Raw genomic sequence first — 13,086 nt, forward strand, 5'->3', positions numbered from 1 at the left:
GCATCTGCCAGAACGAAAGGCAAAAAAAAGCATGGCCAAAGCCATGCTAAAAGAGGTTTACTGCAAACTCAGGTCACCGGTGCCGGGTTAAATACCGCCAGCTGGTTATGTAATCCCCATTGATCGGAGAAAGTCTTCTTACGTCCACTCGCCACGTCGAGAATGAAGTGGAACAGCTTCCAACCTACATCCTCAATGCTCTCTTCGCCGGTAGCGATAGTGCCTGCATTGATATCCATCAGGTCAAACCAACGGTTCGCCAGCTCGGTACGGGTCGCCATTTTAATGACGGGAACCGCCATCAGGCCGTACGGGGTGCCGCGACCGGTAGTGAAGACCTGGACGGTGATCCCGGAGGCCACCTGCTGGGTACCACAGACGAAATCGCTGGCGGGCGTGGCGGCGTAGATCAGGCCACGTTTTGTCGGGCGCTGGCCGGGGGAAAGCACTTCAACGATGGCGCTCTTGCCCGATTTGGCGATGGAGCCCAGGGCTTTTTCCACCACGTTCGCCAGGCCGCCTTTCTTGTTGCCCGGCGACGGGTTGGCGCTGCGGTCGGTCTTGCCCATGTCGAGATAGTTATCATACCAGGCCATCTCCTCCAGCAGGCGTTTGCCCACCTCTTCGTTGATGGCGCGCGGCGTCAGGAGATGGATCGCGTCGCGCACTTCGGTCACTTCTGAGAACATTACCGTGGCGCCGCAGCGCACCAGCAGGTCTGAGGCATAGCCCACTGCTGGGTTGGCGGTCACGCCCGAGAAGGCGTCGCTGCCGCCGCACTGCATCCCCACCACCAGCTCAGAGGCCGGGCAGGTTTCACGCTGGCGCTGATTCAGTTTTGCCAGATGGCGCTCTGCGACCTGCAGAATGTCATCCACCATCGACCGGAAGCCGACATGCTGCTCGTCCTGCAGACGCACGATGCTGGCATCATCCATCGGGATCGCCTGCACATCTTCGGTGCCCTGGAGCAGCTTTTCGGGTTGCAGCTTCTCGCAGCCGAGGCCGATAACCATCACTTCGCCGCCGAAGTTCGGGTTCAGGGCGATATTGTGAATGGTGCGGATAGGGACAATTGCCGCCGGAGCATTGATCGCCACGCCGCAGCCGTAAAGGTGGTTCAGACCCACCACGCCGTCGACGTTGGGGTATTTTGGCAGCAGATCGCGTTCGATGATCTTCACCACATAATCGACCACACCCGCCACGCAATGCACGCTGGTGCTGATGCCGAGCAGGTTTTTGGTGCCGACGCTGCCGTCCGCATTGCGATAACCTTCAAAAGTGTAGCCTTCAAGCGCAGGCAGCGGCTCCGGTACGCGGGTGGCCAGCGGCAGGGTGTGCAGCGGCGGGGCTTCCGGCAGGGCAACCAGCGACTCATCAATCCAGCTGCCCTGGGGGATGGCGCGCACGGCGTAGCCGATGACTTCGCCGTAACGCACGATTTCGCCCTGCGCCGGGATATCCACCAGCGCCACTTTATGGCCCTGTGGAATATGCTCGATGAGTTCAAGTCCGTCCGGGAAACGCGTTCCGGCTTTTAACCCCTGATCGTTAACAATAATCGCCACGTTATCGGTCTCATGTACCTTAATATAAAACGCGGTCGGCGACGTTTGACGAATTTCGATGTCGGCCATTGTCCAGTATTCTCCAGCGCGTGGGGGATAATTAATTGATCAAAGAGTACCTATATTTTCTTGTTATAAAAAATAAAGACTCTGCTCAGTGGAATAAAGAATGTCAGGCATGGGGAATTAATAATGTGATCGCGATCACTCATTTGTGACGGTGGCCTGCCCATAAGGGGAGCAATGGCGAAATCTGTGCATCAGCGCCCAAGGGTTTGTGCATATGCTCAAAATAATATTCACAATGAAATTTATAATTGAGCAATGCCACAATGCGTGGTGGTGGGCGCTTGATTATACTCATTAACGCTTTCATGGATTCGGTTAATTAACCGCAATTATCTCTAATTAGCAAAATAATCAGGATTGCCTCTTTCTTAAAACAATAAAAATAATTTCATTGATGTACCAGAGGAAATAAATATGTTGCTGGATACTACCGTTGAAACTAAAAAGGGTGTCCCCACCCGTTATTTAATATTACTCATCATTTTTATTGTTACTGCGGTCAATTACGCTGACCGCGCCACGCTCTCTATTGCCGGTACGGAAGTCGCCAAAGAGCTGCAATTAAGCGCCGTGTCGATGGGCTACATCTTCTCCGCCTTCGGCTGGGCCTATCTGCTGATGCAGATCCCCGGCGGCTGGCTGCTGGACAAATTCGGCTCAAAAAAGGTCTATACCTACAGTCTCTTCTTCTGGTCGCTGTTCACCTTCCTGCAGGGGTTTGTCGATCTCTTCCCGCTGGCGTGGGCGGGCGTTTCGATGTTCTTTATGCGCTTTATGCTCGGCTTCTCCGAGGCGCCATCCTTCCCGGCTAACGCCCGTATCGTAGCGGCCTGGTTCCCGACCAAAGAGCGCGGTACGGCATCGGCTATTTTTAACGCCGCGCAATATTTCTCGCTGGCGCTCTTCTCCCCGTTGCTCGGCTGGCTGACCTTTGCCTGGGGCTGGGAACATGTTTTCACCGTAATGGGTGTGATTGGCTTTGTGCTGACCGGCATGTGGGCGAAGTTTATTCATAACCCGACCGACCATCCAGGCATAAGCGCCGATGAGCTGAAGTTCATTAAGGAGGGCGGTGCGGGGGTCGATATGGACCACAAAAAGCCAGGCGATAAAGCTGCCAGCGGTCCGAAGCTGCATTACATCAAACAGTTATTGTCTAACCGCATGATGCTGGGTGTATTTTTCGGGCAATACTTTATCAACACCATCACCTGGTTCTTCCTCACCTGGTTCCCGATTTATCTGGTGCAGGAGAAGGGGATGTCGATTCTGAAAGTGGGCCTGGTGGCATCCATTCCGGCGCTGTGCGGCTTTGCCGGCGGCGTACTGGGCGGCGTATTCTCGGATCACCTGATTAAGCAAGGCAAGTCGATTACCCTGGCGCGTAAGCTGCCGATCGTGCTGGGTATGCTGCTGGCCTCCTCAATCATTCTGTGCAACTACACCAACAACACCACGCTGGTGGTCGCGCTGATGGCGCTGGCCTTCTTCGGTAAAGGGTTTGGTGCCCTGGGCTGGCCGGTCATATCTGACACCGCACCAAAAGAGATTGTTGGCCTGTGCGGTGGTGTGTTTAACGTCTTTGGCAACGTAGCGTCAATCGTCACTCCGCTGGTGATTGGCTATCTGGTCAGTGAACTGCATTCGTTCAACGCGGCACTGCTGTTCGTAGGGTGTTCTGCGCTGATGGCGATGTTCTGCTACCTGTTCGTAGTGGGTGACATCAAACGTATGGAATTGCAGAAATAAGCAAAGGTATAAGCGATGAGTAACGATATTTTCCCGAACAAATTTAAAGCGGCCCTCGCGGCACATCAGATTCAGATCGGCTGCTGGTCCGCGCTGGCAAGCCCAATCAGCACCGAAGTGCTGGGACTGGCAGGTTTTGACTGGCTGGTGCTGGACGGTGAACATGCGCCGAACGACGTCACCACCTTTATCCCGCAGCTAATGGCGCTGAAAGGCAGCCATAGCGCACCGGTGGTTCGCGTGCCGACCAATGAGCCGGTGATCATCAAGCGCCTGCTGGATATTGGTTTCTATAACTTCCTGATCCCGTTTGTGGAAAACGTCGAAGAGGCGGTGCAGGCGGTGGCTTCCACCCGCTATCCACCAGAAGGCATTCGCGGCGTCTCGGTCTCCCATCGCGCCAACATGTTTGGCACCGTGCCGGACTACCTCGCCCAGTCGAACAAAAACATCACCATCCTGGTGCAGATTGAGAGCCAGCAGGGCGTGGATAACGTCGATGCCATCGCCGCCATTGACGGCGTAGACGGCATCTTTGTCGGTCCAAGCGACCTGGCGGCCGCCTTTGGTCATCTGGGTAATGCGAATCACCCGGAAGTGCAGCGCGCCATCCAACATATCTTTGCCCGCGCCAAAGCGCACGGTAAGCCGTCCGGCATTCTGGCGCCGGTCGAGGCTGATGCCCGCCGTTATCTGGAGTGGGGCGCAACCTTTGTTGCCGTCGGCAGCGATCTTGGCGTGTTCCGCTCCGCCACCCAGAAGTTAGCGGATTCCTTCAAGAAATAATCACCACCACTGAATAAAGAGAGACGCAATTATGACACTGAAAGTTGGTTTTATTGGCCTGGGTATCATGGGTAAACCAATGAGTAAAAACCTCATCAAAGCAGGTTACTCACTGGTGGTTGCAGACCGTAACCCGGAAGCCATTGCCGAAGTGATCGCCGCAGGCGCAGAGACCGCCGCCACGGCAAAGGCCATTGCTGAGCAGTGCGATGTGATCATCACCATGCTGCCAAACTCCCCGCACGTTAAAGAGGTGGCGCTGGGCGAAGGCGGCATCATCGAAGGGGCCAAACCGGGCACTGTGCTGATCGACATGAGCTCTATTGCGCCGCTGGCCAGCCGTGAAATCAGCGAGGCGTTAAAAGCAAAAGGCATCGACATGCTGGATGCGCCGGTGAGCGGCGGCGAGCCGAAAGCTATCGACGGCACCCTCTCTGTGATGGTGGGTGGTGACAAAGCCATCTTCGACAAATATTACGACCTGATGAAAGCGATGGCTGGCTCCGTGGTGCACACCGGTGAGATTGGCGCCGGTAACGTCACCAAGCTGGCAAACCAGGTGATTGTGGCCCTGAACATCGCCGCGATGTCTGAAGCCCTGACCCTGGCGACCAAAGCGGGCGTTAACCCGGATCTGGTGTATCAGGCGATCCGTGGCGGCCTGGCGGGCAGCACCGTACTGGATGCCAAAGCGCCAATGGTGATGGATCGTAACTTCAAGCCAGGCTTCCGTATCGATCTGCACATCAAGGATCTGGCGAACGCGCTGGATACCTCTCACGGCGTGGGGGCCCAGCTACCGCTGACCGCGGCGGTGATGGAGATGATGCAGGCCCTGCGTGCCGACGGGCTGGGAACGGCCGACCACAGCGCCATTGCCTGCTATTACGAAAAACTGGCGAAAGTGGAAGTCTCTCGCTAACAAAGACGGGCGCGGGAACGCGCCCGCTATTTTTGCCTCAAGCGGTAACAGGCTATAACTATGAAAATCGTAATTGCCCCTGACTCTTACAAAGAAAGCCTGTCTGCCACCGAGGTAGCGCAGGCGATAGAAAAAGGCTTTCGGGAGATCTTTCCCGATGCAGAGTATGTTTCGGTTCCCGTTGCGGATGGCGGGGAAGGCACGGTTGAAGCGATGGTTGCCGCCACCAATGGCACGATGCAGCATGCAGTAGTGACGGGGCCACTGGGCGAAAGTGTCAATGCCTGCTGGGGGATCTCCGGCGATGGCGTGACGGCGTTTATTGAGATGGCGGCGGCGAGCGGACTGGCACTGGTTCCTCCGGCACAGCGCAACCCGTTGATTACCACCTCCCGCGGGACGGGCGAGCTGATCCTCGCGGCACTCGATAAGGGCGCGCGCAATATCATTATCGGGATTGGCGGCAGCGCCACCAACGACGGCGGCGCAGGGATGGTGCAGGCGCTGGGGGCAAAACTGACCGATGCCAACGGCACCGAGATTGGCCACGGCGGCGGTAGCCTGATGACGCTGAACAATATTGATATTTCGGCTCTCGATCCGCGTCTCAAAACCTGCGCGATACGGGTGGCCTGCGACGTGAGCAATCCGCTGATCGGTGAGCAGGGTGCCTCCCGCATCTTCGGCCCGCAGAAAGGGGCAACAGAAGCCAACATCGTCGAGCTCGACAACAATCTTTCCCACTATGCCGATGTGATTCATACCGCGCTGCGTATTGATGTCAAAAATGTCCCTGGCGCGGGTGCGGCAGGCGGCATGGGCGCCGCGCTGATGGCGTTCCTCGGTGCGGAGCTGAAGAGCGGCATCGAAATTGTCACCCAGGCGCTGAATCTCGAAGAGCATATTCATGACTGCACCTGGGTGGTGACCGGCGAAGGACGCCTGGACAGTCAAAGTATTCACGGCAAAGTGCCGGTGGGCGTGGCGCGCGTCGCCAGTAAATATCGCAAGCCGGTCATCGGCATTGCCGGCAGCCTGACCAGCGATGTCGGGGTGGTTCATCAATATGGCATCGACGCGGTGTTCAGCGTCCTGACCAGTATCAGCACCCTGGAAGAGGCGTTCCGCGGCGCGTTTGACAATATTTATCGCGCCTCGCGCAATATTGCCGCCACCCTGCGGGTAGGGATGCTCACCGAAGGGTGACAGCGGGGCGCAAACCCTCTATACTGCGCGCCGAAGCTGACCAGACAGTCGCCGCTTCGTCGTCGTCCCTTTCGGGGGAGACGGGCGGAGGGGAGGAAAGTCCGGGCTCCATAGGGCAGGGTGCCAGGTAACGCCTGGGGGGGAAACCCACGACCAGTGCAACAGAGAGCAAACCGCCGATGGCCCATGCAAGTGGGATCAGGTAAGGGTGAAAGGGTGCGGTAAGAGCGCACCGCGCGGCTGGTAACAGTCCGTGGCACGGTAAACTCCACCCGGAGCAAGGCCAAATAGGGGTTCACATGGTACGGCCCGTACTGAACCCGGGTAGGCTGCTTGAGCCAGTGAGCGATTGCTGGCCTAGATGAATGACTGTCCAACGACAGAACCCGGCTTATCGGTCAGCTTCAACTCTTTAATAAAACCCCGCTTCGGCGGGGTTTTTGCTTTTTGGCGGTAAGATGAATGACTGTCCAACGACGCTATACCAAAAAGAACGCGGCTTATCGGTCAGCTTTAACTCTTTAGAAACCCCGCTTCGGCGGGGTTTTTGCTTTCTGGTGTCAGTCACGTACCAGCGATCAACAACCCGCGCATGTCGAGGGTTGTTTATTCCTTGAAGCGCGTCACAATGAGAAAAATCGTCCCACTTATTTTTTCAAAAGAGTAATTTTTTCCTTTTTCAGTCAAAAACCACACTAACGTTGTGATTTTTTTCTCTTCCTCTCCGGATATGATATTTCCACACCAATAACAAACGCCTGCACCTCTCTGGCTCATTATCGCTGATGAGCAGATATCCATAAAAAATAACTGGTTACCCTACAAAATAAGCGAGAGCCTAATGGATACGGCGACAAATAATAGCGTAATTGTGAACGACTCACCGGCAGCAAGACGGGCTGGAATGAGCGAGAGTGAATGGCAAGAAGCAATTAAATTCGACAGCAATGATACCGGTTGGATAATCATGAGTATCGGCATGGCAATCGGTGCCGGTATTGTTTTTCTCCCGGTCCAGGTGGGATTAATGGGCCTGTGGGTTTTTCTGCTCTCTTCCATCATTGGTTATCCGGCGATGTATCTCTTTCAGCGCCTGTTTATTAATACGCTGGCGGAATCGCCGGAGTGCAAAGATTATCCGAGCGTGATCAGCGGTTATCTGGGTAAAAACTGGGGCATTCTGTTAGGGGCACTCTATTTTGTCATGTTGGTTATCTGGATGTTTGTTTATTCCACGGCGATCACCAATGACAGCGCCTCTTATCTGCATACCTTCGGCGTGACGGACGGTTTACTGTCAGAAAACCCGTTCTATGGCTTATTACTGATCTGTATCCTGGTGGCGATCTCATCCCGGGGTGAAAAACTGCTGTTTAAAGTCTCCAGCCTGATGGTGCTCACCAAACTGCTGGTGGTGGCGGCACTGGGGGTCTCAATGATTGGCATGTGGCACCTCTATAATGTTGGCGCGCTGCCGCCGATGGGGCTGCTGATCAAGAATGCCATTATTACCCTGCCGTTTACTCTCACCTCCATTCTGTTTATTCAGACCCTAAGCCCAATGGTGATCTCCTACCGCTCCCGTGCAAAATCGATCGAAGTGGCACGGTACAAAGCCCTGCGGGCAATGAATATCGCGTTTGGCATTCTGTTTGTGACGGTCTTTTTCTACGCGGTCTCTTTTACCCTGGCGATGGGGCATGAGGAAGCGGTCAAAGCCTATGAACAGAATATTTCCGCCCTGGCAATTGCTGCGCAGTTTATTAGCGGTGATGGCGCGGGTTGGGTAAAAATCGTCAGCGTTATTCTGAATATCTTCGCTGTAATGACAGCTTTCTTTGGCGTCTATCTCGGCTTTCGAGAAGCGACGCAAGGCATCGTGATGAATATCCTGCGCCGCAAATTGCCGGCGGATAAAATCAATGAATCCACCGTACAGCGCGGCATTATGGTGTTTGCCATACTGCTTGCCTGGAGCGCCATTGTATTAAACGCGCCTGTGCTGAGTTTCACCTCTATCTGCAGCCCTATTTTCGGCATGGTGGGCTGTTTAATTCCGGCGTGGCTGGTCTACAAGGTCCCTGCGCTGCATAAATACAAAGGCGTGTCGCTGGTGATTATTATTATCACCGGGCTACTGCTTTGTGTTTCTCCTTTCCTCGCTTTTTCCTGATGTGCAATAAAGGTCGTAACGATGTCTGAGCAAATAAACCCTCTATGGAACCTGTTTATTCACGCGGTGCAGGAAGAGGTTAAACCTGCCCTGGGATGTACAGAGCCTGTCTCGCTGGCGCTGGCCTGTGCCATTGCGGCTGAACAATTAAGCGGAGACATTACGCAAATTGAGGCGTGGGTTTCACCGAATTTAATGAAAAATGGGCTGGGTGTAACGGTACCGGGTACCGGCATGGTTGGCCTGCCTGTTGCGGCTGCGCTGGGGGCGATTGGGGGTAATCCCCGGGGCGGGCTGGAGGTGTTAAAAGATGCTTCGCCCGAGGCGATTGCCCGCGCTAAAGCGTTACTGGCGGCAGGAAACGTGCAGGTAAAACTGCAGCAACCCTGCGACGACATCCTCTATTCCCGCGCCACTGTCTATGCCGGGGCGGAATCGGCAAGCGTCACCATTGCGGGAGGGCATACGCGGGTCGTACAGATCAGCTATCAGGGCGAAACACGCTTTATGCTGGATGAGCAGCCGCAGTGCTCTGGCGGCGATCCGCTGAGGGTTCTGTCGAACACGTCGCTGTCGCAGATCCTGGAGTTTGTTGAGCAGGTTCCGTTTTCCGCCATTCGTTTTATCCTGGAAGCCGGGCATCTAAACGACGCGCTCTCCCGGGAGGGATTAACCGGCAAATGGGGACTCCATATTGGCGCGACGTTGCATAGACAGCAGGCGCGTGGCTTTATCGACCAAGGGTTAGGATCGGAGATAATCATCCGCACCAGCGCCGCGTCAGATGCCCGAATGGGCGGCGCGACACTGCCCGCCATGAGCAATTCCGGCTCGGGTAATCAGGGGATCACGGCAACGATGCCAGTTCTGGTCGTGGCGGAATATCTCCAGGCTGACGAGGAAAAACTGGCGCGGGCGCTGATGCTTTCGCACCTGTCGGCCATTTATATCCATTACCAGCTTCCTCGCCTGTCTGCATTGTGCGCTGCGACGACCGCGGCCATGGGCGCAGCAGCCGGTATGGCATGGCTGCTGGACGGGGGCTATAAGGCGATTGAGATGGCAATCAGCAGTATGATTGGCGACGTCAGCGGAATGATCTGCGATGGAGCATCGAACAGCTGCGCGATGAAAGTCTCAACCAGCGTCAGCAGTGCCTGGAAATCGGTAATGATGGCGCTTGATGATTGCGCCGTGACCGGCAACGAAGGGATCGTGGCGCACGATGTTGAACAGTCCATCGCCAATCTGTGCTCACTCGCATGCCGTTCAATGCAGGCAACGGATAAACAGATCATTGAGATCATGGCGGAGAAAGTTGCCTGAAATAACGGCCTCTCCTTGTACGGGGAGAGGCCGGTGGTTCAGACCGGCAAATCGATCAATAGCGCACGCAGCGGCGTGTCAGCCAGCAGGGTGATATTCGCCTCGTCGCGAATAAACGCACCATCTCCGCAGGTCAGCGCTTCGCGCTCCTCAGCGGGCGTTTGCGCATGTACCGTACCGTGAATAGATTGCAGGTAGGCGCGCGGGCCGTGCAGCTGAAAACTCAGGCGCTCCCCTTTATCCAGCTCGATATGATGCAGCCACACCTGCTGGCGGAGCTGCAGGCTGCCTGCGCTACCATCCGGCGAGGCCAGCAGCTGCTGTTTGGCATCCAGCAGATCGATCTTCTGGAGCAGCGGATTTTCCCGCTCCGGGCAGGCATCCAGCCACAGTTGCATCCGCGTCAGCGACTTATCTTTGCTGAGGTTATGCTCGCTATAGCTGATACCTGGCTGGGTGGCTATCAGCAATGCTTCACCGGCTTTCGCCTGGACGTGGTTGCCCTCGCTGTCGCGATACTCTGCTTCGCCTTCAAGAATGAGGTTCAGGATATCCACTTTTGGATAGGTACGCGGCTGGAACGAAGCTCCGGGTGCAAGTACCTCCTGGTTCAGTACACGTAAAGAGGCATAGCCCAGCAGTTTCGGGTCAAAGTAGTGTCCAAAGGAAAAGGTGTAGCGGGCCTGCAGCCAACCGAAATCGGCTTGTCCGCACTGTTTAGCTGTTCTTGTCGTAATCATAAAACTTGACCTCTCTTTACACTAAAACAATGGTAAAGGTATGGACGCTGCATTGTTAGCCAGATATTCTGCCCGGTATGTTCAAATTTCCTGAATGAGAACACCATGGCTAAAGAGAGAGCATTGACCCTTGAAGCACTGCGTGTGATGGACGCGATCGATCGACGCGGTAGCTTCGCCGCAGCAGCGGATGAACTGGGGCGCGTGCCATCTGCCCTGAGTTACACCATGCAGAAACTGGAAGAAGAGCTGGATGTGGTGCTGTTTGACCGCTCTGGTCATCGAACAAAATTCACCAATGTCGGCCGCATGCTGCTGGAGCGCGGGCGCGTGTTGCTGGAAGCGGCGGATAAACTGACCACCGACGCCGAAGCGCTGGCCCGCGGCTGGGAAACGCATCTGACGCTGGTCACCGAAGCGCTGGTACCCACCACTGCGCTCTATCCGCTGGTGGATCGCCTGGCAGAAAAAGCCAATACCCAGCTTTCTATTATCACCGAGGTGCTTGCCGGGGCGTGGGAGCGCCTGGAGCAGGGCCGGGCGGATATCGTGATCGCGCCGGATATGCACTTCCGCTCCTCGTCCGAAATCAACTCCCGCAAGCTCTATACCGTGATGAATGTCTATGTCGCCGCACCGGATCATCCGATTCATCAGGAACCCGAGCCGCTGTCGGAAGTGACCCGCGTAAAATACCGCGGCGTGGCGGTGGCCGATACCGCCCGCGAGCGCCCGGTACTAACCGTTCAGCTGCTTGATAAACAGCCGCGCCTCACCGTCAGCACCCTGGAAGATAAGCGTCAGGCGCTGCTGGCCGGGCTGGGCGTGGCGACCATGCCGTATCCGTTCGTTGAGAAAGATATTGCCGAAGGGCGGCTGCGGGTGGTAAGCCCGGAGTACACCAGTGAAGTGGATATTATTATGGCGTGGCGTCGTGACAGCATGGGCGAGGCCAAATCCTGGTGTCTGCGCGAGATCCAGAAGCTCTTTACCCAGAAGTAATGTCTATTGTAGGCCCGGCAAGCACAGCGCCGCCGGGCAATGCCTCAGCGGTTTAGCAACGGATCCGGCCCAAACCGGTTTTCACCTTCCGTTCCGCGCTGGCAGTTGAAGATCAGAATAATGATCCAGCCGAGCACCGGGATCAGCACCAGCAGCAGCCACCACGCCGAACGATCGGTATCATGCAGCCGACGAAAGAGCACGGCCCACGATGGCAGAAGTGCCAGCAAGCCATACACGGTGGTGATAATGCCTTCGCCGCCAGCTCGCTCCCAGCCCAGCATCTTGTCGATCAGCCCCAGCACACAAACCAGAATGAAGTTCACCAGAGTAAACATCCAGAACTCTTTGCGGCGGGCGCGCCCTTTAAACCCGATATAATTTCGCAGTACTTTCAGATACCAGTCCATTTCTTGTGGCCTCCGCAGCAATTAATCTCTTGTTTTTTAAGCGATCCACTAAAGCATAGACGGGAATAAAAGGGGGGTAAAGGGCGCCAGAAAAGCGCCCCTGAGGCTTAGCCGAAGCGGACGTCGCGCCCGTGCGGTTCAGTCAGATCCTGCCACGGGCCAATGGAGATAATGCCCGTCGGATTAATGGTTTTATGGCTGCGATAGTAATGGTTACGGATGTGGTCAAAATCGACCGTCTCCGCAATCCCCGGCATCTGATAGATGTCGCGCAGGAAACCGTACAGGTTGAGGTAATCGCTGATCCGGTGTTTGTCGCACTTGAAGTGGGTCACGTAAACCGGGTCAAAGCGCACCAGCGTGGTCCACAGACGGATATCGGCTTCGGTCAGCTGGTCGCCGGTGAGATAGCGATGCTGGCCGAGGATCTGCTCCAGCCGCTCCAGCGAGGCAAAAACATTGGTCTCGGCTTCGTCGTAAGCTTCCTGACTGGTGGCAAACCCGGCCTTATAGACGCCGTTGTTCACGTTGTCGTAAATCCAGCTATTCAGGTCATCAATTTTATCGCGCAGCGCGGGCGGATAAAAATCGCCTGCCCGGGCACCGTGGGCATCAAACGCGGTGTTAAACATGCGGATGATTTCGGCTGACTCATTGCTGACGATGGTCTGATTTTTCTTGTCCCACAGTACCGGAACGGTCACCCGGCCGGTGTAGTGAGGATCGGCGCGCAGGTAAAGCTGGTAGAGAAAATCGTGGTGATAGAGCGAGTCGCCGGTCGCCGCCGGGAAATCATCGCCGAAAGTCCAGCCGTTCTCCAGCATCAGCGGATGCACCACCGAGACGGGGATCAGCGATTCCAGCCCCTTCAGGGCGCGGACGATCAGGGTGCGATGCGCCCACGGACAGGCCAGAGAAACATAGAGGTGGTAACGATCTTTCTCCGCCGCAAAGCCCCCTTCGCCGCTTGGGCCAGGCGCGCCGTCGGCGGTGAGCCAGTTACGGAAGGCCGAAACAGAACGTTTGAAACGTCCCCCGGTTGATTTGGTGTCATACCAGGTATCCTGCCAGACGCCGTCTACAAGTTGTCCCATCTTTTCCTCCTTAGATAGCAAAAGCGAGGAGAAATCTC

At 55.8% G+C, this 13,086-nt stretch carries 11 protein-coding genes and 1 other RNA gene; 8 read left to right on the top strand and 4 right to left on the bottom strand.

Features of this window, described 5'->3' with window-relative positions:
- Positions 1-68 precede the first annotated feature (68 nt).
- Positions 69-1,640 carry a galactarate dehydratase gene (garD, locus tag DVA44_RS02950; RefSeq protein ID WP_114385686.1) on the bottom strand — a complete coding sequence of 524 codons (1,572 nt, stop codon included), beginning with the start codon at positions 1,638-1,640 and terminating at the stop codon, positions 69-71.
- 414 nt (positions 1,641-2,054) lie between these two features.
- On the opposite strand from garD, the gene DVA44_RS02955 reads away from it, so the two are divergent.
- The 7 genes from DVA44_RS02955 to DVA44_RS02985 all read left to right on the top strand — a co-directional run bounded on the left by DVA44_RS02955 (position 2,055) and on the right by DVA44_RS02985 (position 9,802).
- Positions 2,055-3,389 carry an MFS transporter gene (locus tag DVA44_RS02955; protein WP_114385687.1) on the top strand — a complete coding sequence of 445 codons (1,335 nt, stop codon included), beginning with the start codon at positions 2,055-2,057 and terminating at the stop codon, positions 3,387-3,389.
- Between the two features lie 15 nt (positions 3,390-3,404).
- Entirely contained in the window at positions 3,405-4,175 is a 771-nt protein-coding gene (gene garL, locus DVA44_RS02960; protein WP_114385688.1) for a 2-dehydro-3-deoxyglucarate aldolase, read from the top strand.
- A 31-nt stretch (positions 4,176-4,206) separates the two neighbouring features.
- Complete coding sequence (gene garR, locus DVA44_RS02965; protein ID WP_103824900.1) at positions 4,207-5,097, top strand: 2-hydroxy-3-oxopropionate reductase; 891 nt, start codon at positions 4,207-4,209, stop codon at positions 5,095-5,097.
- 60 nt (positions 5,098-5,157) lie between these two features.
- Positions 5,158-6,303, top strand: coding sequence for a glycerate 2-kinase (gene garK / locus DVA44_RS02970; protein WP_114385689.1), 1,146 nt, complete (start codon positions 5,158-5,160; stop codon positions 6,301-6,303).
- 32 nt (positions 6,304-6,335) lie between these two features.
- Positions 6,336-6,713: RNase P RNA component class A (rnpB, locus tag DVA44_RS02975), an RNA gene on the top strand.
- A gap of 431 nt (positions 6,714-7,144) precedes the next feature.
- Entirely contained in the window at positions 7,145-8,476 is a 1,332-nt protein-coding gene (locus DVA44_RS02980; protein ID WP_114385690.1) for an amino acid permease, read from the top strand.
- Between the two features lie 21 nt (positions 8,477-8,497).
- Entirely contained in the window at positions 8,498-9,802 is a 1,305-nt protein-coding gene (locus tag DVA44_RS02985; protein ID WP_114385691.1) for a serine dehydratase subunit alpha family protein, read from the top strand.
- 38 nt (positions 9,803-9,840) lie between these two features.
- Here the strand turns inward: DVA44_RS02985 and DVA44_RS02990 are convergent, their stop codons facing one another.
- Positions 9,841-10,542, bottom strand: a complete 702-nt coding sequence (locus DVA44_RS02990; protein WP_114385692.1) for a pirin family protein — start codon at positions 10,540-10,542, stop codon at positions 9,841-9,843.
- A 105-nt stretch (positions 10,543-10,647) separates the two neighbouring features.
- On the opposite strand from DVA44_RS02990, the gene yhaJ reads away from it, so the two are divergent.
- Positions 10,648-11,544 carry a DNA-binding transcriptional regulator YhaJ gene (gene yhaJ, locus DVA44_RS02995; protein ID WP_103177135.1) on the top strand — a complete coding sequence of 299 codons (897 nt, stop codon included), beginning with the start codon at positions 10,648-10,650 and terminating at the stop codon, positions 11,542-11,544.
- A 44-nt stretch (positions 11,545-11,588) separates the two neighbouring features.
- On the opposite strand, the gene DVA44_RS03000 is transcribed toward yhaJ, so the two are convergent.
- Both DVA44_RS03000 and DVA44_RS03005 read right to left on the bottom strand, forming a co-directional pair.
- Positions 11,589-11,954, bottom strand: coding sequence for a DUF805 domain-containing protein (locus DVA44_RS03000; RefSeq protein ID WP_114385693.1), 366 nt, complete (start codon positions 11,952-11,954; stop codon positions 11,589-11,591).
- Positions 11,955-12,061: 107 nt separating this feature from the next.
- Positions 12,062-13,048, bottom strand: coding sequence for a glutathione S-transferase family protein (locus tag DVA44_RS03005; RefSeq protein WP_114385694.1), 987 nt, complete (start codon positions 13,046-13,048; stop codon positions 12,062-12,064).
- Between the last annotated feature and the right edge of the window lie 38 nt (positions 13,049-13,086).

Source organism: Leclercia sp. W17, assembly GCF_003336325.1.
In the GTDB taxonomy this organism is placed as follows: domain Bacteria; phylum Pseudomonadota; class Gammaproteobacteria; order Enterobacterales; family Enterobacteriaceae; genus Enterobacter.

Coding starts and splice junctions, on each gene's coding strand:
- DVA44_RS02985 (WP_114385691.1), top strand. CDS start 8,498: ATGTCTGAGCAAATAAACCCTCTATGGAACCTGTTTATTCACGCGGTG.
- garK (WP_114385689.1), top strand. CDS start 5,158: ATGAAAATCGTAATTGCCCCTGACTCTTACAAAGAAAGCCTGTCTGCC.
- garR (WP_103824900.1), top strand. CDS start 4,207: ATGACACTGAAAGTTGGTTTTATTGGCCTGGGTATCATGGGTAAACCA.
- garD (WP_114385686.1), bottom strand. CDS start 1,640: ATGGCCGACATCGAAATTCGTCAAACGTCGCCGACCGCGTTTTATATT.
- DVA44_RS03005 (WP_114385694.1), bottom strand. CDS start 13,048: ATGGGACAACTTGTAGACGGCGTCTGGCAGGATACCTGGTATGACACC.
- DVA44_RS02990 (WP_114385692.1), bottom strand. CDS start 10,542: ATGATTACGACAAGAACAGCTAAACAGTGCGGACAAGCCGATTTCGGT.
- yhaJ (WP_103177135.1), top strand. CDS start 10,648: ATGGCTAAAGAGAGAGCATTGACCCTTGAAGCACTGCGTGTGATGGAC.
- garL (WP_114385688.1), top strand. CDS start 3,405: ATGAGTAACGATATTTTCCCGAACAAATTTAAAGCGGCCCTCGCGGCA.
- DVA44_RS02955 (WP_114385687.1), top strand. CDS start 2,055: ATGTTGCTGGATACTACCGTTGAAACTAAAAAGGGTGTCCCCACCCGT.
- DVA44_RS03000 (WP_114385693.1), bottom strand. CDS start 11,954: ATGGACTGGTATCTGAAAGTACTGCGAAATTATATCGGGTTTAAAGGG.
- DVA44_RS02980 (WP_114385690.1), top strand. CDS start 7,145: ATGGATACGGCGACAAATAATAGCGTAATTGTGAACGACTCACCGGCA.